The sequence below is a fragment of the Bordetella genomosp. 10 genome, assembly GCF_002261225.1.
Lineage (GTDB): Bacteria > Pseudomonadota > Gammaproteobacteria > Burkholderiales > Burkholderiaceae_B > Bordetella_C.
The window spans coordinates 148,593-169,813 of record NZ_NEVM01000001.1 but is presented as its reverse complement, the minus strand read 5'-3'; the positions used below and the strand labels follow the sequence as shown (position 1 = coordinate 169,813).

The 21,221-nt window shown below is 68.9% G+C and carries 17 protein-coding genes and 1 pseudogene; 6 read left to right on the top strand and 12 right to left on the bottom strand.

Going from position 1 to position 21,221, the window contains the following annotated elements; all coding sequences use genetic code 11:
• Nucleotides 1-93 precede the first annotated feature (93 nt).
• The 5 genes from CAL29_RS00780 to CAL29_RS00760 all read right to left on the bottom strand — a co-directional run bounded on the left by CAL29_RS00780 (nucleotide 94) and on the right by CAL29_RS00760 (nucleotide 6,329).
• Nucleotides 94-1,089 (bottom strand): Bug family tripartite tricarboxylate transporter substrate binding protein, encoded by a 996-nt coding sequence (locus CAL29_RS00780; RefSeq protein WP_094851114.1) that lies wholly within the window; start codon nucleotides 1,087-1,089, stop codon nucleotides 94-96.
• 125 nt (nucleotides 1,090-1,214) lie between these two features.
• Complete coding sequence (locus tag CAL29_RS00775; RefSeq protein ID WP_094851113.1) at nucleotides 1,215-2,837, bottom strand: methyl-accepting chemotaxis protein; 1,623 nt, start codon at nucleotides 2,835-2,837, stop codon at nucleotides 1,215-1,217.
• A gap of 217 nt (nucleotides 2,838-3,054) precedes the next feature.
• Nucleotides 3,055-4,311 (bottom strand): alpha-hydroxy acid oxidase, encoded by a 1,257-nt coding sequence (locus CAL29_RS00770; protein ID WP_094851112.1) that lies wholly within the window; start codon nucleotides 4,309-4,311, stop codon nucleotides 3,055-3,057.
• 21 nt (nucleotides 4,312-4,332) lie between these two features.
• Nucleotides 4,333-5,307, bottom strand: coding sequence for a Bug family tripartite tricarboxylate transporter substrate binding protein (locus CAL29_RS00765; protein WP_094851111.1), 975 nt, complete (start codon nucleotides 5,305-5,307; stop codon nucleotides 4,333-4,335).
• Nucleotides 5,308-5,501: 194 nt separating this feature from the next.
• Nucleotides 5,502-6,329, bottom strand: coding sequence for a metallophosphoesterase (locus tag CAL29_RS00760; protein WP_094851110.1), 828 nt, complete (start codon nucleotides 6,327-6,329; stop codon nucleotides 5,502-5,504).
• A 178-nt stretch (nucleotides 6,330-6,507) separates the two neighbouring features.
• Here CAL29_RS00760 and CAL29_RS00755 point away from each other — a divergent pair, with 178 nt between their 5' ends.
• Entirely contained in the window at nucleotides 6,508-7,071 is a 564-nt protein-coding gene (locus CAL29_RS00755) for a hypothetical protein (protein WP_094851109.1), read from the top strand.
• Nucleotides 7,072-7,081: 10 nt separating this feature from the next.
• On the opposite strand, the gene CAL29_RS00750 is transcribed toward CAL29_RS00755, so the two are convergent.
• Both CAL29_RS00750 and CAL29_RS00745 read right to left on the bottom strand, forming a co-directional pair.
• The gene (locus tag CAL29_RS00750) at nucleotides 7,082-7,693 is read right to left on the bottom strand and encodes a superoxide dismutase (RefSeq protein WP_094851108.1); all 612 of its coding nucleotides are present in this window, start codon (nucleotides 7,691-7,693) and stop codon (nucleotides 7,082-7,084) included.
• Between the two features lie 113 nt (nucleotides 7,694-7,806).
• Entirely contained in the window at nucleotides 7,807-8,283 is a 477-nt protein-coding gene (locus tag CAL29_RS00745) for a hypothetical protein (RefSeq protein ID WP_094851107.1), read from the bottom strand.
• Nucleotides 8,284-8,475: 192 nt separating this feature from the next.
• On the opposite strand from CAL29_RS00745, the gene CAL29_RS00740 reads away from it, so the two are divergent.
• Both CAL29_RS00740 and CAL29_RS00735 read left to right on the top strand, forming a co-directional pair.
• A complete protein-coding gene (locus CAL29_RS00740) occupies nucleotides 8,476-10,389 on the top strand; it encodes an ABC transporter permease (RefSeq protein WP_094851106.1) in 1,914 nt (637 codons plus the stop codon).
• Complete coding sequence (locus tag CAL29_RS00735; protein WP_094851105.1) at nucleotides 10,386-11,942, top strand: ATP-binding cassette domain-containing protein; 1,557 nt, start codon at nucleotides 10,386-10,388, stop codon at nucleotides 11,940-11,942. The genes CAL29_RS00740 and CAL29_RS00735 overlap by 4 nt, the downstream gene beginning before the upstream one ends.
• Nucleotides 11,943-11,962: 20 nt before the next feature.
• Here CAL29_RS00735 and CAL29_RS00730 read toward each other — a convergent pair whose 3' ends face one another.
• A complete protein-coding gene (locus tag CAL29_RS00730; protein ID WP_094852626.1) occupies nucleotides 11,963-13,600 on the bottom strand; it encodes a glucan biosynthesis protein in 1,638 nt (545 codons plus the stop codon).
• 302 nt (nucleotides 13,601-13,902) lie between these two features.
• On the opposite strand from CAL29_RS00730, the pseudogene hemF reads away from it, so the two are divergent.
• Nucleotides 13,903-14,814: pseudogene (gene hemF / locus CAL29_RS00725) on the top strand (oxygen-dependent coproporphyrinogen oxidase); the annotation flags it as partial.
• A gap of 180 nt (nucleotides 14,815-14,994) precedes the next feature.
• Nucleotides 14,995-16,500 (top strand): DASS family sodium-coupled anion symporter, encoded by a 1,506-nt coding sequence (locus CAL29_RS00720; RefSeq protein ID WP_094851103.1) that lies wholly within the window; start codon nucleotides 14,995-14,997, stop codon nucleotides 16,498-16,500.
• Here the strand turns inward: CAL29_RS00720 and CAL29_RS00715 are convergent.
• Both CAL29_RS00715 and CAL29_RS00710 read right to left on the bottom strand, forming a co-directional pair.
• Entirely contained in the window at nucleotides 16,473-17,696 is a 1,224-nt protein-coding gene (locus CAL29_RS00715) for an MFS transporter (RefSeq protein ID WP_094851102.1), read from the bottom strand. The two genes, CAL29_RS00720 and CAL29_RS00715, sit on opposite strands and share 28 nt — an antisense overlap.
• The gene (locus tag CAL29_RS00710) at nucleotides 17,693-18,883 is read right to left on the bottom strand and encodes a serine hydrolase domain-containing protein (protein WP_094851101.1); all 1,191 of its coding nucleotides are present in this window, start codon (nucleotides 18,881-18,883) and stop codon (nucleotides 17,693-17,695) included. The genes CAL29_RS00715 and CAL29_RS00710 overlap by 4 nt, the downstream gene beginning before the upstream one ends.
• A 118-nt stretch (nucleotides 18,884-19,001) precedes the next feature.
• Here CAL29_RS00710 and CAL29_RS00705 point away from each other — a divergent pair, with 118 nt between their 5' ends.
• Nucleotides 19,002-19,934, top strand: a complete 933-nt coding sequence (locus tag CAL29_RS00705) for a LysR family transcriptional regulator (protein WP_094852625.1) — start codon at nucleotides 19,002-19,004, stop codon at nucleotides 19,932-19,934.
• A gap of 49 nt (nucleotides 19,935-19,983) precedes the next feature.
• Here the strand turns inward: CAL29_RS00705 and cydX are convergent, their stop codons facing one another.
• Together cydX and cydB are read right to left on the bottom strand one after the other, a co-directional pair.
• Complete coding sequence (cydX, locus tag CAL29_RS00700; protein ID WP_094851100.1) at nucleotides 19,984-20,082, bottom strand: cytochrome bd-I oxidase subunit CydX; 99 nt, start codon at nucleotides 20,080-20,082, stop codon at nucleotides 19,984-19,986.
• 22 nt (nucleotides 20,083-20,104) lie between these two features.
• Entirely contained in the window at nucleotides 20,105-21,208 is a 1,104-nt protein-coding gene (gene cydB / locus CAL29_RS00695; protein ID WP_094852624.1) for a cytochrome d ubiquinol oxidase subunit II, read from the bottom strand.
• Nucleotides 21,209-21,221: the final 13 nt, after the last annotated feature.

Genomic DNA, 21,221 nt, shown 5'->3' with positions numbered 1-21,221 from the left:
CCGCGGGCGGCGCGGGGCGCCGCACCGCGCCGCGGACACGTTGGGACACGTTCCGGCGCACAGGTGCTACGCCGGCCCCGGGTCCCGCCGCGGTCACTGCAGCGTGATGTTGCCTTCCTTGATCACCTTGGCCCACTTGGCCGTCTCGCTGCGGATGAAGGCGCCGAATTCCTCCGGCGTTCCGCCGCCGGCCTGGCTGCCGGTGTCGTTGATGGCCTTGACGATTTCCGGGTCGCGCAGGATGTCGTTGAGATCGCGGTTCAGGCGCGCGATGATGGGCGCGGGCGTGCCGGCCGGCGCGATGATGCCCTGCCAGTTATAGGACTCGAAGCCGGGCAACCCCGCCTCGGCCATGGTCGGCACGTCCGGCAGCACCGCCAGGCGCTTGGCCGAGGTCACCGCCAGGGGATGGATCTTCTTGCCCTGGATGGCCGGCAGCGCGGAGTAGCCCATTTCGAACATCATCGTGATGTGGCCGCCCATCAGGTCGGTGGCGGCCAGGCTGCCGCCCTTGTAGGGCACGTGGATGATGTCGATATGCGCCGCTTCGCGGAACATTTCCCCGGACAGGTGGTGCGCGCCGCCGACGCCGGAGGAACCGAAAGTCAGCTTGCCCGGCTCTTTCTTGGCCAGCGCGATCAGTTGCTGCACGTTGTCGACCTTGACCGTGGGGCCGACGCTGAGCACGAGCGGGCTGTTTTCGATGAGGATGACGGGAGCCAGGTCCTTGGCCACGTCGTAGGGGATGTCCTGCATCAGGCTGGGATTGACCGACAGCGGCGCCAGGTTGCCGGTGCCCAGGGTATAGCCGTCGGGCTTGGCGCGCGCGATGAAGGTGGTGCCCACCACGCCGCCCGCGCCGGCCTTGTTTTCCACCACCACGGGCTGGCCCAGCTTTTGCTCCAGCTTGCGGGCGATGACGCGCACGCGCGTATCCGCGAAACCGCCCGGCGCATAGGGCACCACGATGGTGACCGGGCGCGACGGCCAGTCGCCCGTGTCGGCCGCCGGCGCGGCGCCGGCGGCGGCGGCGGCGGCCAGGCCGGCCGACAAGGCGAGGCCGGCGATGCGTTGCAGGGTTTTTTTCATGAGTGGCTCCTCGTCTGTTTATCCGTGGCGTGGAGACCCGCGGCGAGCGGCGGATCGCATACCGCGCATCATATCCGCTACCGCGCCGGGCGCCGGGGAACAGGGACGAAAAGCGCGCGCGGCAATCAAGCCGGCAAGGCCATGGCGCGGGCGGCCGGCAAGGCGCCGGCCGAGACCTCGATCACCTCGTGCGTGGCAAGCTTGAACACGGCCACCGCGTCCTGCAGGCGGCGCGCCTGGTCTTCCAGCGAACCGGCGGCGGCGGCGGCCTGCTCGACCAGGGCCGCGTTCTGCTGCGTGGTGCTGTCCATCTGCGTCACGGCCTGGTTGACCTGCTGGATGCCGCGCGACTGCTCTTCCGACGCCGCCGAGATTTCCCCGACGATGTCGCTGACGCGCCGCACGGAACCGACGATTTCCTGCATGGTGGCGCCGGCGTGCTCGACCTGGCTCGATCCCATCGACACCTTGTGGCTGGAGTCGTCGATCAGGGACTTGATCTCCTTGGCGGCCTGGCCGCTGCGCTGCGCCAGCGAACGCACCTCGCTGGCCACCACGGCGAAGCCCTTGCCCTGCTCGCCGGCGCGGGCCGCTTCCACCGCCGCGTTCAGCGCCAGGATGTTGGTCTGGAAGGCGATGCCGTCGATCACGCTGACGATCTCGGCGATGCGGCGCGAGCTGTCGGAAATATCGCGCATGGTGTCCACCACCTGGCCGACGGCGTCGCCGCCGCGCCGCGCCACGTCCGAGGCCTCGACCGCCATCTGGTTGGCCTGGCGCGCGTTGTCGGCGTTCTGCCGCACGGTGGACGACAGTTCCTCCATGCTGGCCGCGGTTTCCTCCAGGGACGCCGCCTGCTCTTCCGTGCGCGAGGACAGGTCCTGGTTGCCCGCGGAGATTTCCCGCGCGCCGCCGTGGATTTCATTGACGCTCTGGCGCACCGTCGCCACCGTGCGCGACAGGCTGTCCTGCATGTGCTTGAGCGCGCGCCGCAGGGCGCCGATCTCGGTGTCGGCGCCGACGTCGATGCGGTTGGTCAGATCGCCGTCGGCGATGCGGTGGCACAACTGGCCGGCTTCGCGCAGCGGCTGGAACACGGTGCGGGTGAAGATGATGAACAGGCCCGCGATCAGCAGGACGACGAAAACGCCGGCGCCGATGGCCACTTCCAGCGCGATGGCGATGTTGCTGGCGGCCCCGTTGGCGACCGACGCCCCGACCTGCGCGGCATACTCGGCATAGGCATTGATGGCCTGCGTGTAGGTGGCGCCCATGGGCGTGACCTTCTGGTCGGTCAGGCGCAGCGCGGTCTCCAGGTCGCCCGCCATGGCCGCGGCCACCAGCGGTTCGTAGGCCTGGCTGCGATACGCCAGGTAGGTCGACATCATCCGCTGGAACAGCGGGCCGCCCTGCTCCGAGGTGTCCGGCCGCTCCTGCAAGGTCGCCGACAACCTGTCGGCGTTCTTGGAATAGGCCAGGCTGCGTCCCGCCGTCTGCTGCGCGGTCGCCTTGTCGCCGTCCTTCAACTGCGTCATGGCGATGGTCACCGCCAGGCGCCCGCGCAACAGTTCCGCGGCGATCTGGCGCGCGGCGTCCGCCCGCGTCACGTTGGTGTCGAGCAGCATGCGGATGGCTTGCCGGTTGTCATTGAGCTGTTGGTAGGCGGCCAGGCCGAGCACCACGAACAGGACGAAAAAAATGGCCAGGGCCGAAGTCAGGATGGCCCGGACGCTGAGTTTTTTGAACATTTCGCATTTCCGATAGAGTCGCGGTTCGATTACGACATCGGAAAGGAAAAAATTAAATTGAAATGATGCAGATCAATGCAGATTGTTTTTGAAAATACGAATCGTAATTATTTAGGGGGCAGTTTATTTCGAGGAAGGCGGGGCCGTTCAGGAATGCCCTGGCTCGTTAGCCTCATGTCCCAAAGTCCGGGCCCATGACGGAACCCGGAGCCCAACGCTAGGCAGGAACCGCCGGCGACAGCGCGGCCGGCGCCACGTGCAGCAATTCATCGGCGCCCAGGTCGCGCGGCCCGTTCAAGCCCAGTAGCGCCATATTGCGATGCACTTCCTGCCGCAGGATGTCGATGGCATGCGCCACGCCGGCCTGTCCGGCGATGGCGCCCGCGTAGTTGAAGGGCCGCCCGACGAAGACGAAATGCGCGCCCAGGGCCAGGGCCTTCAGCACGTCGGTGCCGCGGCGGATGCCGCTGTCCAGCATGACCGGATAATCGGGGCCCAGCGCCTGGACGATGGCCGGCAGCACGCGCATGGGCGAGGCCGCGCCATCGAGCTGGCGCCCGCCGTGATTCGACACGATGACGGCGTCGGCGCCATGCTCGCGCGCCAGCACCGCGTCGCGCGGATGCAGGACGCCCTTGAGCACCAGGCGGCCGCGCCAGCGGTCGCGGATCAGGTCGAAGTGGCTCCAATCCAGGTGATCGCGCGCGCCGAAGTCGCGCAGGACGTTGCGCGACAGGATGGGCGCGCCGCGCGTGGCCTGCGAATTCTCGAAATGCGGCATGCCGTGGCGCCACAGCGTCTTCAGGGCCGTGCCGAACAGCCAGCGCGGATGGGTCACGCCGTCCCACGCCAGGCGCAGGCTGGGCCGCAGTGGCGAGGAGAAGCCGGCCCGGGTATTGTTTTCGCGGTTGCCGCTGACGGGCGTGTCGACCGTCACCACCAGCGTGCCGTAGCCGGCGCGCTCCACCCGGTCGATCAGCGCCAGGATGCGCGCCGGCTCGCCCGGCACGTAGGCCTGGAACCAGGCCTGCGGATACGCCTGGACGATCTGCTCCAGCGGAATCAGCGACGATCCGCTCATGATCATCGGAATGCCGGCCTGCGCCGCCGCGCGCGCCTGGACCAGGTCGCCCTGGTAGGCCGACAGCGCGCTCATCCCCATGGGCGCGATGCCGAACGGCATGGCCCAGTCCTGCCCCAGTATCCGCGTGCGCAGGCTGCGCTTGGAGGTGCTGGTGAGGACGCGGCTCACGAAGCGGTATTCGTCGAACACCGCGCGGTTGTCGTAGCGCGCGATATTGGTCTCGCAGCCGCCCGATACGTAGGCGAAGATGGGCGGCGGCAGATGGCGGCGCGCCGCGTGCTCCAGGTCATCCAGCGAGAGGATGCGGCGCAGGCGGCGCGGCGCCGCCGCCGGCGAGGCCGGCTTGGGCGTGACGGCGACGGCGGCGGCGGGTGACGAAGAGGTGTCCATGGCGGTCTTCCGCGGCGCGGATCAATCGGCCTTGATGTGCTTGGCCTGGGCGACATGTTTCCAGCGCGCCAGTTCCTCGGTGACGAAGGCGCTGAACTGCGCGGGCGATTCGGGCGCGGGCTCGGCGCCCTCCTTCAGGAAGAAGTCCTTCATCTCGGCCGACTTGAGCGCGTCGTTGATGGCGCCATTGAGCTTGTCGGTCACCGGCTTGGGCATGTTGGCCGGGCCGATCACGCCCCACCACAGGTCCACGGCGCTGCCCTTGTAGCCGACCTGCTCCAGGGCGGGCAGGTCCGGCGCGATGGGCGACTTCTCGGCGGCCGTCACGCCCAGCGCGCGCACCGCGCCGCCTTTGACCTGGCCCAGGATGGAAGGCGCGCTGGCGATCAGCATCTGGATCTGGCCGCCCATCAGGTCATTGGTGGCGGGCCCCATGCCCTTGTAGGGCACGTGCGTCATCTTGATGCCGGCCGATTCGCAGAAGATTTCCGACGCGAACTGGTTGATGCTGCCGGTGCCCGACGAGCCATAGTTCAGCTTGTCCGGGTGCTGCTTGGCATAGGCGACCAGCGACTGGATGTCCTTGAACTGCGAGTCCTTGCCCACGGTCACCAGCAGCGGGCCCTTGGCCAGCATGGCGACGTGGGTGAAGCTCTTGACCGGGTCGTAGCTGAGGTTGTCGCGCACCGCCGCGCCGGTGGTGAAGGTCGAGGAGACGACCGCCAGCGTGTAGCCGTCGGCCGGCGCCTTCGCCACCAGGACGTTGGCCAGGATGCCGCCGGCCGAAGGCTTGTTCTCGACCACGATGGTGGCCTTCATCGATTCCCCCAGGCGCTTGGCCAGTATGCGCGCGAACACATCGTTCGAGCCGCCCGGCGCGCTGCCGACGACCAGCGTGATGGGCTTGTCGGGGAACTCCGCCAACGCGGAATGGGCCGTGGTCAACGCCACGGCGGCCAGCAGGGCGCGGCCGCCGTTGAGCAGGAACGATCGCATGCTCTGTCTCCTGATAGGTCGAATAATCCGCATATCGTAATGGCAGCGCGCGTGGAGCGCGACGAGTTCTTCTGACTACATCATCAGGAAAACTCATCAGGCTTTGGGCACTGCTTGCGGATTTCTGGCCCCGGAGGCCTTCCGGCCGGCCCTGCCGGGCTGCGGGGAGCCAGGACCGGGAAATTCGCGGAGAGCTAGGACGCCGCGCGCGGAGCGACCTCGACCAGGCGATGGGGCTGGAAGTCCACCTGCTCGCCCTTGTCCTCGTAGCCCAGCGGATTGGCGACGACGCGGCAGCCGTCCTTCACGTAGTCGAAGGCGCAATGCAGATGGCCGTGCAGCCAGAGGTCGGCCATCGGCAGCAAGTCATCCAGGTTGTTGCAGAAGCCCGCGGTGCCGGGCGTCACGCCGTAGCGCGGGTCCGCGCTGGCCAGCGTGGGGGCGAAGTGCGTCACGGCCACGGTGGGCCCGTCGTGCGGCCGGGCCAGCGCGGCGCGCAGCCATTCCTGGCAGGCCAGCGCCTGCTCGCGCATCTGCTCGGCCATGAAGGGCTGGCCGTCCCGCACGGTGCCGGCCTTGGCCAGGTAGAAGTCCGCCGCGCGATAGGCCTTGCCGCGCTTGTCCAGCACCTGCTTCATGCCGTCGCGCGGGGTGGCCAGGGCATCGAAATCGGCCCACAAGGTGGTGCCGATGAAACGCACGCCGTCCACCACGAGGCTTTCGCGCTCCAGCCAGCGGATGTCCAGCGCGTCGCAGAGCTCGCGCAGGCGGGCATGCGCCGCATCGAAATCGACGCGGTCGTATTCATGGTTGCCGGGAATGTAGAGGACGGGCGTGGGCCAGCCGTGCCGCGGCGAAAACTGGCGCAGGGCGAAATCGTGCTCGCCCGGGTCGGCGGGCCCGTCGCCGCGACAGGAGCCGATGTCGCCCGCCAGCACCAGCAGGTCCGCGCCGGGCGCGGGCGTGGCGACGAAGTCGTGATTGTGTTCGAGATGCAGGTCGGACAACAGTTGCAGGCGCATGGGCGGATGGCGGGATCGATGAGTGGACCTTTGCAAGAATAGTCCAGGCCCGCGCCGTTACAGAAATGTGATCGAGCGCAACGTTACGCGCCGTCGAATCTCATCTACTTTTGCCGCGCCGCTCCCTATAATTCCCGCTCCAGCGTCCCGCGGCGGACGCGACACGCAAGGCGGCACCATGAGCGATCTCGGCCTGATCATTCCCAAGACCAACCTGTTCTCGAACCACAAGCACGGCATCACGGCAGCCGACGATGCGCAGAACAGCGACAGCTTCCAGCAGCAGTTGTCCCAGGCGTTGGGCGTGAGCGCGCAAACCCAGTCGACGGCCGCCGGCGACGCCGATGCCACGGCAAGCAACGACACGGGCATTACCGTGTCGACGTCGATCGCCAGCGCCGACGCGGCGTCCAGCGCGTCCTCAATCGGCGCGTCCAGCCTGGCGACCGGTTCCGCCGAAGATGCGCTGCGCCAGTACACCTCGTCCTCGCTGCCCCAGCAGATGTTCTACACCATGCTGTCCGGCATGGGCATCACCAAGGAGCAGTTCGAAGCGATGACGCCGCAACAGCAGGCGCAGATCACGCAGCAACTGCAGGAACGCCTCAAGCAGGCCGCCTCCACCGGCCAGTTGGCCGGCGCGGCGGGCCTGGGACAGACCGCGGCGGCGGCGCCCGTGCAGGCGTCGGCCGCCAGCGCCCAGCTCACCGACGCGCTGGGCGCCTTGCGCAGCTTGCTCTGATCAGCGCTGATCAGGCGAGGGCCGCTTCGTAGCGGCGCGCCACCTCGTTCCAGTCCACCACGTTGTAGAACGCGGCGATGTACTCGGGACGGCGGTTCTGGTACTTCAGGTAGTAGGCGTGCTCCCACACGTCCAGGCCCAGGATGGGCGTATTGCCCGTCATCAAGGGGCTGTCCTGGTTGCCGGTGCTTTCGACCACCAGCTTCTTCGCCGGCGTCACGCTGAGCCAGGCCCAGCCGCTGCCGAAGCGCGAAATGGCGGCCTTGGTGAAGGCTTCCTTGAACGCATCGAAACCACCCAGCTCCGCATCGATGGCGGCCGCCAGCTTGCCGGCGGGCTTGCCGCCGCCCTTGGGCGACATCACCGTCCAGAACAGGCTGTGGTTGGCGTGGCCGCCGCCGTTGTTGCGGACCGCGCCGCGCACGGCTTCAGGCAGCTTGTCGATGCCGGCCACCAGTTCCTCGACCGGCGGAAAGGGCAGGCCCGCGCCCTCCAGCGCGGCGTTCACGTTGTTGATGTAGGTCTGGTGGTGCTTGGTGTAGTGGATCTCCATGGTCTGCGCGTCGATGTTCGGCTCCAGCGCATCGTAGGCATAGGGCAGCTTGGGCAGGGTGTAGGACATGGCAAATCTCCAGTGCGGGTTCGCGTGAATGAATCGTTGGAATAAGAAGAGAAGCGGCATGCCGCGATGACGGGGCGCGCCGCGGCATAACGGCGAGGGCGCCGGGTGGCTGCTCAATGCGGGCCCTGCTCCTGGAAAGCCGCCGCGGCATTCAGGGCATGCGCGGCGCGGGCGCGCGCGTGCCCGGGGCAGGCGGCCAGGAAACGGACCAGTTCGGCATGGCTCACGCGGCTGTGGCGCAATGCCGCCTCGCGCCAGGCCGGGGGCATGGCGTCGTCGGCCATCATGCGGTGCAGAGCTTCATGCGCGGCGGCCAGATGCTCGCCCCGTTCGTCGTCGCGGCCCAGGCGCAGCCAGGTATCGGCCAGGTTGTGATGCGCCACGACGAAAGCGGCGAGCGCGCCGTCGATGTCGTCGCAGGCGCCCAGCAAGGCCTCGGCCTGCGCCAGCGCCGTCCGATAGCGCGCCAGGGCCTGCCGATAGTCGGCCTGCTCGAATGCCCGATTGCCGCGGGCGATGGCGCCGCGCCACCGCGCGAGGCCGCCGCCAGCGGCGCTGGCCAAGGAAAGATGCGAGGTGAGGGCCTGCATGGAACCTCCCGGGTGTGATGGATCGCCAGTTAATATTAATACAAACGAGAATTAATCCTTTTACAAACCCGGCTAGCGGCAGGGTTGTCACGGACCGGGCCGTATACTCGCGCCATCGACGCGCGATGCGCACATCACAAGCCGCCGCGCCGCCGACAAGAATCAAGGGGAAATCATGTTCATCGCCCGGCCATGGATCTGACGGGATTCCTGGCGCAGTTGCTCAACGGCCTGGCCGAAGCTTCATCGCTCTTTCTCGTCGCCGCCGGCCTCTCGCTGATCTTCGGCGTCACGCGCATCGTCAACTTCGCGCACGGTTCGCTGTACATGCTGGGCCTGTACGCGGCCTATTCCATCGTCGAACGCATCGGCGCCACGCCGCTGGGCTTCTGGGCGGGGATACTGCTGGCCGCGCTGGCCGTGGGCGCGCTGGGCGCGTTGCTGGAGATCGTCCTGCTGCGGCGGATCTACCGCGCGCCCGAGCTGTTCCAGTTGCTGGCGACCTTCGCGCTGGTGCTGATCATCAACGACGCCACGCTGTGGCTGTGGGGACCGGAAGACCTGCTGGGCCGGCGCGCGCCGGGCCTGACGGGCGCCGTCAAGCTGCTGGACCGTCTCTACCCCGTCTACAACCTGGTGCTGATCGCGCTGGGCCCCCTGGTCCTGCTGCTGCTGTGGCTGCTGCTGACCCGCACGCGCTGGGGCACGCTGGTGCGCGCCGCCACCCAGGACCGCGAAATGCTCGGCGCGCTCGGCGTCAACCAGGCCTGGCTCTTCACGGGCGTCTTCGCGCTGGGCGCGATGCTGGCGGGACTGGGCGGCGCCGTCCAGTTGCCGCGCGAGGCCGCCAGCCTGGGACTGGACCTGCGCGCGATCGGCGAAGCCTTCGTCATCGTGGTGGTCGGCGGCATGGGCTCGATACCGGGCGCCTACGCGGCCGCGCTGCTGATCGCGGAAACCAAGGCCTTGTGCATCGGCCTGGGCGTGGTCACGGTGGCGGGCGTGGAGTTGGCCTTTCCCAAGATGACGCTGGTGGCGGAATTCGTGGTGATGGCGCTGGTGCTGGTCCTGCGTCCCTGGGGCCTGCTGGGCCGGCCCCAGGCCGCCGCGCGCAATCCGGCGCCGCCCGAGCCGCCCTTGCGGCCCGCCACGCCGGCGCTCAAGGCGCTGGGCCTGGCCGTGCTGCTGGCGCTGGCCGTGCTGCCGCGACTCGCGCCCTGGTTTCCCTATGCGCCGGTGCTCGCGCTGGATGTGCTGATCGCGGCCCTCTACGCGCTGAGCCTGCATTTCATCATGGGGCCCGCGGGCATGCATTCCTTCGGCCACGCCGCCTGCTTCGGCCTGGGCGCGTACGGCGCGGCGCTGCTGCTGAAGTCGGCCGCCCTGCCCATGCCGCTGGCATTGGCCCTGGCGCCGCTGGCCGCCGGCCTGGGCGCGCTGCTGTTCGGATGGTTCTGCGTGCGCCTGTCCGGCGTCTACCTGGCGATGCTGACGCTGGCCTTCGCCCAGATCGTCTGGTCCGTGGTGTTCCAGTGGGACGGTTTTACCGGCGGCTCCAACGGCATCATCGGCGTCTGGCCCGCCGATTACCTGTCCGGCGACGCCTATTACTACCTGACGCTGGCGCTGGTGGCCGCCAGCACCGTGCTGCTGCGGCGCATCCTGTTCTCGCCCTTCGGCCTGGCCATGCGGGCGGGCCGCGACTCGCCGCTGCGCGCCGAGGCCGCCGGCATCCCGGTCAAGCGCGTGCAATGGGCGGCCTTCACGGCGGCGGGCGTCTTCGCCGGGCTGGCGGGCGCGCTCGCCGCCTTTTCCAAGGGCAGCATCGGGCCGGACATGATAGGCATGGGCAAATCGGTCGACGCCCTGGTGATGGTGCTGCTGGGCGGCGTGCAGACCTTGGCCGGCCCGTTGGCGGGCGCCGCCGTCTACACCGTGTTGCAGGACATGGCGATCCGCGCGACGGACTATTGGCGCGCCTTGCTGGGCTTGTCCATCCTGCTGCTGGTGCTGGCCTTTCCGCAAGGCATCGCCGGCTATGCCCTGCGCCTCGCGCAGCGGGCGCGGGCGTGGCGCAACGGCGAGGCCCGGAGGGCCGCGCCATGACCTTGCTGCAAGTCAGGCACCTGTCGCGCGCCTTCGGCGGCGTGCGGGCCGTCGACGATATCGGCTTCGACCTGGAAGCGGGCGAGATGCTGGCCCTCATCGGTCCGAACGGCGCGGGCAAGTCGACCACCTTCAACATGATCGGCGGCCAGCTTCGCCCCTCGGCCGGCCAGGTGCGGCTGGACGGCCGCGACATCACCGGCCTGCCGCCGCGCGCGATCGCGCGCCTGGGCGTGGGCCGCACCTTCCAGGTGGCCGCCACCTTCGCCGGCATGACCGTGCTGGAAAACGTGCAGACGGCCTTGCTCGCGCAAGACCGCAAGATCTTCCGTGCCTGGCGGCCGGCGCGCGCCGCGCGGCGCGAGGCCGCCCTGGCCTTGCTGGACCAGGTCGGCATGCAGGCCCAGGCGGAGCGGCCCTGCGGCGAACTGGCCTACGGGGACGTCAAGCGCGTCGAACTGGCCGTGGCCCTGGCCGGCGCGCCGCGCCTGCTGCTGATGGACGAGCCCACCGCCGGCATGGCGCCGGCCGAACGCCATGCGCTGATGGCCCTGACCCAGCGGCTGGTGCGCGAACGCGGCATGGCGGTGCTGTTCACCGAGCACAGCATGGACGTCGTCTTCGCCCACGCCGACCGCCTGCTGGTGCTGGCCCGCGGCAAGCTCATCGCGCAAGGCACGCCGGCGCAGGTGCGCGACGATGCGCGGGTCCAGGCGGTGTATTTCGGCAGCGGCGCGACGTTCACGGACAGGGTCGCCGGCGAGGATGGCCAGGGCGCCGCGCCGGCCGACCCGGCGCCGCGTCCTGCGCCCGCCGCGCCGCCCGTGGGAGAAACGCTGCTGCGGGTCCAGGACCTGCATGGCGGCTATGGCGCCGCGCGCATTCTCTTCGGCATCGACCTGGAAGTGCGGCGCGGCGAGGTCGTCGCGCTGATGGGCCGCAACGGCGCCGGCAAGTCCACCACCATCAAGACGCTGATGGGGCTGCTGCCCGCCAGCCAGGGCCGCGTCGCGTTCATGGGCCGCGACATCGCCGGCTGGCCGGCGCACCGCATCGCCCGCCTGGGCCTGGGCTACGTGCCGGAAGAACGCCGCATCTTCACCGATCTCACCGTCGACCAGAACCTGGCCCTGGCGCGCCAGGCGCCGCGCCGCTGGCCCGACGGCGCGGCCGGCCCCGATTGGGACGCCGCGCGGCTCTATGCCCAATTCCCCCACCTGGCCACCCTGCGCGATCGCGCGGGCGGCCAGATGAGCGGCGGCGAGCAGCAGATGCTGGCCGTGGCGCGCACGCTCATGGGCAATCCCTATCTCGTATTGCTGGACGAACCTTCCGAAGGCGTGGCCCCCGTCGTCGTCGAACAGATGGCCGCCATGATCCTGGCGCTCAAGCGCCAGGGCGCCAGCATCCTGCTATCGGAACAGAATCTGCACTTCGCGGCGCTGGTCGCGGACCGCGCCTATGTGCTGGACCAGGGCCGCATCCGCTACGCGGGCGCCATGGCGGACCTGAACGCCGACACGGCCGCCCGCATGGCCTGGCTGGGGGTCTGAACCGGCCAGGCCGAAGCCCCCTACGCCGGATACTTACGCTTGTCCGGCGCCGGCGGGAAGTATTGGTACAGCCAGGTTTCGCTCAGGACCTTCTTGTCCTTGATGCGGCGGATGAACAGGCGCATCTCCACCGGGTCCACGCTGTCGCCGGTCGGATACCAGTCGAACATCGCGCGGAAACCCTCGACCGCGGGATGCAGCGCGAAGATCTGCTGGTCGCGCGCCTCGCCGTGGCTGACCGTCACCACGGACTCCAGGCGTTCGTTCTTGTCCATGCCGCGCAGCGGGCCGCCGACGAAATCGATGGCGAAGCGGCGCGCCCACTTGTCCGGATAATGCTCGCCGGGCGCCCATCCTTCCGTGAAGCCGCCCATGCCGGAACGGGTCGCCAGCACCTGCGCCAGCGTCGGCTTGACGGGCGGCAGCGCGGCCCAGTGCAGCTTGTAGCCGAAGCGCAATTCCGCGCCCGCCTTGACCGGCTCCTGGGGATTCCAGAAGGCCACGACGTTGTCCAGCGTCTCGCCGGTGGTCGGCAGCTCCATCAGGTCCACCGTGCCCTTGCCCCAGGGCGTGGTCGGCTCCACCCACAGGCTGGGACGGCGGCTGTACCAGTCCACGGTGTCCTGGTACGTGGCGAAATCGTGATTGCTCTGCACCAGCCCGAAACCGCGCGGATTCTCGTCCTGGAAGGTGCTGAAGGCGATGCGCTCCGGGTTGTTCAGCGGCCGGCACACCCACTCGCCCTCGCCGCGCCACATCGACAGCCGGTCGGAATCGTGGATGTTGGGATGGATGGTGTCGCACATGCGGCGTTCGTAGCCGCCGCAACTGAACATGCTGGTCATCGGCGTGATGCCCAGTTGCTTGATATCGCGGCGCGCGTAGAGATAGGCGTCGATGTCCATCACCACGCGGTCGGCCAGGCAATCGATGTCGAAACGATAGGCGCCGGTGGCGCTCAGCGAATCGAGCAGCGCGTAGAGCACGAAGCGGGTCGCGCCGGCGGCCGGGGTCTCGAACCAGAATTCGGTGAAGTGGGGGAATTCCTCGGGCACGCCGGCGTAGGTGTTGATCGCCAGGCCGCGCGCCGACAGGCCGTACTGACCGGTGTTGTCCACCGCGCGGAAATAGCTGGCCCCCAGGAAGGAGACGATGTCGTACTTGGCGATGTTGGGCGCCTTGAACACCTTCAGGCCCGAAAAGCCGAGGTCGCCCTTGAGCTGGTTCACGTCCACGCCGCTGTCGGCGTAATTGAACAGGGCCGGCCGGAAGGGAATCTCGCGCACCTCGCGCGTCTTCGGGTCGATGGTATGCATCCGCACGGGCTGGCGGAAATCCATGCCGACGTGGAAGAACTGCACGTCCAGCTTGCCGTGCTGGTCGTGCCACAGCGAATGCGCGGGATCGTACTGGATGGCGTTGAACTGCTGCGGCGTCATCTTCGACAACGTCTCGGGCAGCTTCTGGCGGCCATCGATGAAGGTTTCGCCGGCCAGGTCGCGGGCGCGCGTCTGCAGTTGCTTGAAGTCGAACTTCGCGCCGGTCCCTCGCTTGGTCGGGTCGGCGGCGTAGGCGGAGGCGGCGAAAAACGCGCTGGCGGGCAGGCCGGTAGCGGCGGTCAAGGCCAGGGAGGCCTTCAGCAGTTTTCTACGATGCATGGAAAAACGAAGCGAGCCGGGAAAAGCGGATTCATGAAAACGGATGCCGGCGTCGTCATTGTTCGTGGCGGCCGCCGGCATCCTTGCGTACGCTCAAGCATACGACATTCGGCGATTTTCATTTGCGAACATACATTGACATCCCGTCAACGGACCGCCGCCGGCCGAATCGGCCGCGCCTTGACCTCCATCAATGCACGGCGCCGCGGGCTCCCTAGACTGCATGCAGGGGCAATCCTGCCCCGCCAGCGCCCGGTCCGGCGCCCGCAGATGCCGGCGAGGGCCGCGCCGTGAGAACCGCCATGAGCCAGTCCATCGATACCGATACCGTCAAAGCCTATTTCCTGGAACTGCAGCACCGCATCGTCTCGACGCTGGAGGCCTTCGACGGCAAGGCCTTCATGGTCGATCCCTGGCACCGGCCGCCCACCGACGCCCTGTGCGGCCACGGCCGCAGTTGCGTCATCGAGGAAGGCGACTTCTTCGAGCGCGGCGGCGTCAATTTCTCGCACGTGCAGGGCGAGACCCTGCCGCGCGCCATCGTCGACCAGCGTCCGGCCCTGAAGGGCTGCGGCTTCGAGGCCATGGGCGTCTCCCTGGTCCTGCATCCGCGCAACCCCTACTGCCCCACGGTCCACATGAACGTGCGCCTGTTCGTCGCCACCGGCGGCGCGACGCCCGTCTACTGGTTCGGCGGCGGCATGGACCTCACGCCCGTCTACGGCAACGAGGAAGACGCCCGCCACTTCCACGCCACCTGCCGCGACGCGCTGCAGCCGTTCGGCGAGGATCTCTACCCCAGCTTCAAGACCTGGTGCGACGACTATTTCTATCTCCCGCATCGCAACGAGGCGCGCGGCATCGGCGGCATCTTCTTCGACGACTTCAACGAATTCGGCTTCCATGGCGACTTCGCCCTGACCCGCGCCGTCGGCGACGCCTTCCTGGCCGCCTACCTGCCCATCGTCACGGCCCGGCGCCACATGCCTTACGGCGAGCGCCAGCGGGACTTCCAGCAATTCCGGCGCGGCCGCTACGTGGAGTTCAATCTCATCATCGACCGCGGCACGCTGTTCGGCCTGCAAAGCCGCGGCCGCACCGAATCGATCCTGATGTCCATGCCGCCCGTCGCCAAGTGGCGATATGATTGGCGGCCGGAGGCGAATACCGACGAAGCGCGGCTGACCGAGCACTTCCTGGTGCGGCGGGACTGGCTCGCCGACGCGCCGGCGGGCGCCTCCACGCCGCAATCCCAGTCCGTTCCGGCGCCGGCGCTCGCCGGAAAGTAGCATGCCGCGCGCGGCCATCCCCCGCCCCGCGACAGCGGGGCTTTCGCCCTGATCGACGACGAGATCGACAACGACCCGGGGCGACGACCGAAACTGGAGGTTGTCATGCCCTCGTCCGCCCCCTCGGCGCTCCCCGCAAGCAAACCCGAGAAGCCCGGCAAGGCCGCCATCCCGCTGGGACTGGCGGCCGGCGTCGTCGCCCTGGTCGCGGTCCTGCTGATCCCCCTGCCCGCGGGCCTGCCGGTGGCGGGCCACCGGATGCTGGCGATTCTCGCCTTCGCCGTCGTCGTGTGGATCACCGAGGCGGTGTCCTACGAGGCCAGCGCCATCATCATCACGGCGCTCATCGCCTTCCTCGTCGGCACCGCGCCCAACATCCAGAACCCGGCCGTCGAATACGGCACTTCCGCCGCGATCGGCATGGCGCTGACCGGCTTCGCCAATCCGGCGCTGGCCCTGGTCGCCGGCGCGCTGTTCATCGCGGCCGCCATGACCCACACCGGGCTGGACCGCCGCATCGCCCTGCTGACGCTGTCCCGCATCGGCACCAGCACGCGCCGCGTCCTGATCGGCTGCGTCGCCGTCACCATCGTCCTCAGCCTGGTGGTGCCCAGCGCCACGGCCCGCAGCGCCGCGGTGGTGCCCATCATGATGGGGATCATCACCGCCTTCGCGGTGGACAAGCGCTCCAACGTCGCCGCCGGCATCATGATCGTCGTGGCCCAGGCCGTCAGCATCTGGAACGTCGGCATCCAGACGGCCGCCGCGCAGAACCTGCTGACCATCGGCTTCATGGACAAGATGCTGGGCCAGCGCGTCACCTGGGCGGACTGGCTGGTCGCCGGCGCGCCGTGGGCCATCGTCATGTCCGTGGTGCTGATCGCCGCCATCCTCAAGCTGATGCCGCCGGAAGCCAACGAGATCGCGGGCGGGCGCGAAACCATAGACCGCCTGCTGGCCGAGCTGGGGCCGATGACCGGCCCGCAGAAGCGCCTGATGTGCGTGTCCGTCCTGCTGCTGCTGGCGTGGGCCACCGAAGGACGCCTGCATCGCTACGACACCACGGCCACCACCTACGTGGGCCTGGTCCTGCTGATGCTGCCGCGCATCGGCGTGATGACGTGGAAGGACGTGCAGTCGCGCATCCCCTGGGGCACCGTCATCGTGTTCGGCGTGGGTATCAGCCTGGGCACGACCCTGCTGACCACCCAGGCCGGCAAGTGGCTGGGAGAACAGGTGGTGCTGCACACCGGCCTGGACTCCCTGGGCGCGGTCGCCATCTTCGCGATATTGTCGGCCTTCCTCATCCTGGTGCACCTGGGTTTCGCCAGCGCCACCGCGCTGACCTCGGCCATGCTGCCCATCCTGATTTCCGTGCTGACCACGCTGCCCGGCGAATTCAGCCGGCCCGGCATGACCATGCTGCTGGGCTTCACCGTCAGCTACGGCTTCCTCCTGCCCATCAACGCCCCGCAGAACATGGTGTGCCTGGGCACGGACACCTTCAACGCGCGGCAATTCGCCAAGATAGGCATCGTGCTCACCCTCGTGGGCTACGCGCTGATGCTGCTGTTCGCCGCGACCTATTGGCGCTGGCTGGGCTGGATCTGAGAAGCAGGCCGTTGCGGGTTGCCGCCCCCGGACGAGGGGCGAAAACCGTGCCGCCTGGCGGCCCACGCCACGGCCAGCGTCGCCGCCAGCAGCGCCAGCAATGCCGGTGAAAACGCGGCGACGCCAAGGCGGTCCAGCAGCACGCCGCCGATGATGCCGCCGCCGGCGATCGCCATGTTCCAGGCCGTGACCAGCATCGACTGCGCCACGTCGGCCGCGTTCCCGGCCGCCTTGGCGAGGGCCGTCTGGAACAGCGTCGCCGCGCCGCCGAAGGCCAGGCCCCAGGCGGCCACCGCCGCGTACACCACGGCGGGCGCATTGCCCGCCACGCCGAGCGCCAGCGCGGACAGGCCGAACAAGGCCGTGCTGGCGAGCGTCAGCGCGCGCAGATGGCGGTCGACCAGCGCGCCGACGATCCAGATGCCCAGCAGGGACGCGAGGCCGAACGCCAGCAGCACCAGGTCTGTCCGGCCGGCCATGCCCGCCGCCGCCAGGAACGGCGCGATGTAGGTATAGAGGATGTTGTGCGCCAGCACGAAGGCCAGCACCACGAACAGCACCGGCCGCACGCCGGCCACGGTGAACACATGCCGCAGCGGCAGCCGCTTGCCCGCCGCCTGTCCGGCGAAGTCCGGCACCTTGGCGCGCACCCACGCCATGAGCAGCAGCGCCAGCCCGCTCATGATGCCGAAGCACATCCGCCAACCCACCAGCTTGCCGAGAAACGTCCCGGCCGGCACGCCCAGCGACAGCGCCAACGGCGTGCCCACCATCGCCACGGCGATGGCCCGGCCCTTCAGGTGCTCGGGCGCCATGCGCGCGGCATAGCCCGCCAGCAGCGCCCAAAGCAGCCCGGCCGACACGCCCGCCAGGAAGCGCGCCACCATCGTCAGGAGGTAGCTGCCGGAAAACGCCGTGACGGTATTGGCGACGGCGAAGCCCGCGATGGCCGCCAGCAGCAGCGGACGGCGCCGCGCGCCCTGCGTGGCGACGGTCAGCGGGATCGCCGCCGCCAGCGAACCGAGGGCATAGACGGTAACGAGCTGCCCCGCCAGCGCCTCGGAGATGCCCAGGCCGTCGCCGATCTGCGGCAGCAGCCCCGCCGGCAAGGCCTCGGTCAGGATCGTGACGAAGCCAGCCAGCGCCAGGGCCAGCAGCGAGGCGAGGGGAAGGCGGTCTCGATGATGGGCCGTCATCGCAGCTCCAATGCGCCATAGACCGCATCGCGCAGATCCATGACGAAGCGCCCCGACATGCCTTCGTACAGCGTATTCGTGAAAGCGACGACGCTGAGTCCCTGCGTCCGGTCCACGAACCAGGAATGGCCGTAGGCGCCGCCCCAACGCCATGTGCCCGCCGATTCGGGCGAATCGGCCAGCGTCCGGTCGCGCAACACCGAAAAACCCAGTCCGAAGCCGAAGCCCGGCAGGTCCGGCAGTTCCCGGCCGTCCGTCTGGTCCCGCGCCATCTCCGCGATCAGTTCGTCGGGCAGGAACGCGCCGCGCCCCTGCCGCAAGGCTTCCAGCAGCCGCAGGAAATCCTCGGCCGTTCCCGCCATGCCCGCGCCCCCCGAAGGGAACGCCCGCGGGTCGAAGATGCGCGCGGGGCTATAGGAAATGCCGACCGCCCCCTCGACGGACGAAACGGTTTCGCCCTCCGCCAGCCGATGCGGCGCCGGCGCGTCATTCACATAGGCGGTGGCCACGCGCCGCGCATCGGGCGCGACGAAACCGGTGTCCTCCATGCCCAGCGGGCCGGTCACGAGCTCGCGCACCGCCGCATCCAGCGGCGCGCCATGCACGCGCTCGATCACGGCGCCCAGCACGTCGGTCGCCAGCGAATAACCCCAGGCCGTGCCCGGTTCGTACAGCAGCGGGACGCTGGCAATACGACGCAGGTTCTCTTCCAGGCCGATGCCGGACGCATCCATGCCGTCCGACACGCCGGCCCTTGCATAGGGGCCATCCGCAACGGCCTCGAAGAAGCGGTAACCCAATCCGGCGGTGTGACTGAGCAATTGCCGGACCGTGATCCGCGCGGGCCGGCCATCAGCCAGCCGTGGCCGAAACCCGGGCAGGCAGCGGTCGATACCGTCATCGAGGCCCAGCCGGCCTTGCGCCACGAGCGCCAGCGCCGCGGCCGAAACGATGGGCTTGCTCACCGACGCCAGGCGGAAGACCGCATCCACGGACATCGGCCGGCCGCTTTCGCGATCGGCCCAGCCGGCGGCCTGGCGGTGGATCAGTTCGCCGTCGCGGGCAATGAGTATCACGGCGCCGACCAGGCGGCGCTCGTCAAGCGCTTGCTGGACAGCGGCCTGGACGCGGGCGGGAAGGTGGGCGGGCGGGACGCCGGTGCGAAGGGAAAACACGGGACTCGTCACGGGGAGATCCTTACGTCGATGGACATGCCCGTCACGATAGAAAGCGGGGGATTAAAGAAAAAGTAGGCTACAGTTCCTGTCTGAGCGGACCTGTTTGTCCGCAATCGAGGTGGGTGTGCTGGACAGCCTGAACGGCTTCATGGTTTTCGTGCAAGTCGCCGAGACGCGCAGCTTCGTCGCGGCCGGGCGGCTGCTGGGCGTATCGGCATCCGCCATCGGCAAGAGCGTGGCGCGGCTGGAGGAAAAGCTCGGCGCGCGCCTGTTCCACCGCAGCACGCGCAGCATCACGCTGACCGCCGAAGGGACGCTGTTCCTGGAGCGCAGCCGCCGCATCATCGCCGAAATCGAAGCGGCGGAACTGGAGTTGTCGCAAGCGACCGCGGCGCCGCGCGGCCGGCTGCGCGTCAGCCTGCCCCTGGTCAGCTCGCTGGTGCTGCCGGTGCTCGGCGAGTTCATGCGCGAGTACCCGGAGATCGAGCTGGATCTGGATTTCACCGACCGGCTGGTCGACGTGATCGAGGAAGGCTTCGATGCGGTCGTCAGGACCGGCGAGCCCACCGATTCGCGCCTGTCGGCCCGGCGGCTGGGCGCCTTCCGTTCGATGCTGGTGGCGTCGCCCGACTATCTGGCGCGGCGAGGCACGCCCGCGGCGCCCGCCGATCTGCTGCGGCACGCCTGCATGCACTATCGCTTTCCCAACAGCGGCAAGCTGGAGACATGGGCCTTGCGCCGCGCCGCCGGCGCGCCCGAACTGGCGCTGCCGACCTCGATGATCTGCAACAACATCGAAACGCGGGTGTGCTTTGCCTTGCAGGGCCTGGGCATCGCCTATCTGCCGGAGTTCTCGGTCAGGGATCTGCTGGCGGATGGCCGGCTGCGTGTCGTCCTGGCCGATCACACCGCCGGCACGGGCGTTTTCCACGTGCTCTGGCCCGCCAGCAAGCACCCCTCGCCCAAGGTCCGGGCCTTTGTCGATTTCCTGTGCGCCCGGGTATTCCCCCCGCCTCCGGGCAAACCCAAGGCAGGGCCCCGGCGCCCGGCCAACCGGTAGCACCGGCCTGATGCCGGGGCTTTCCTACCGCCGGGGCTTTCCTACTTTCCTATTGCTCGTCGTTCAGGCGCGGTTCCAGCCACATCGCGTTCATGATGCCGAAGAACACCGCCGCGGCGAGGCCCAGTATCCATGTGAAGTACCACATTGCACTCTCCCGTTGATTCAGTTCAATACAGCGTGTGCTGGTCGGATTCGATGGCATGGCTGGTCACGCGGCCGAACATGACCTTGTAGACCCAGCTCGTGTACAGCAGGACGATGGGCAGGAACACGATCACGGCGAACAGCATGATTTCCAGCGTCAGCGGACTGGAGGTGGAATTCCACACCGTCAGGCTGTGCGCCGTATCGGTGGACGACGGCATGACGAAGGGGAACATGGAGAAACCCGCCGTCAGGATGATGCCGACGATGCCCACGCTGGAGCTGAGGAAGCCCGCCGTTCCCGAACGGCGGCCGGACAGCGCCGCCGCGCCGGCCAGGCCCAGCAGGCCCAGCGCCGGCGCGATCATCATCGCCGGCCAGCGCGCATAGTTGTCGAGCCAGGCGCCCGCAGCGCTCACCGCCGTGCCGTTGGCCTGCACGCGGAAGCCCGCCAGCGCCGTCGCCACCCAGACGCCCGCCAGCGCGAACAGCACCAGGCCGATCAGGCCGGCCCAGCGCTGGGCCCGCGCGGCGCGCGCCCGCACCGCGCCGTCGGTCTTCAACTGCAGCAGGGCGGCGCCATGGGTCACCAGCATGCTCAGGCTGACCAGCCCGCACAGGAGGGCGAAGGGATTCAGCAGGGCGAAGAAGCTGCCGGTATAGGTCGAACGCAGGTCGGCGTCGAACTCGAACGGCACGCCCTGCAGCAGGTTGCCGAAGGCCACGCCGAACACCAGCGCCGGCACCAGGCTGCCGCCGAACAGCGCCCAGTCCCAGAAGCCGCGCCAGCGCGGATCCGAGACCTTGCCGCGGTAGTCGAAGCCGACCGGGCGGAAGAACAGCGCGAACAGCACCAGCAGCAGCGCGATGTAGAAACCCGAGAACGCCGTGGCGTACACGCGCGGCCAGGCCGCGAAGGTGGCGCCGCCCGCGGTCACGAACCAGACCTGGTTGCCCTCCCACGTGGCGCCCACGGCGTTGACGACGACGCGCCGCTCCGTGTCGTTGCGCGCGACGAAGGGCAGCAGCACGCAGGCCCCCATGTCGAAACCATCGGTCAGGGCGAAGCCGATCAGCAGGGCGCCGATAAGCACCCACCAGATCACTTGCAAAACGGTGTAGTCAATCATGGCGGGCTCC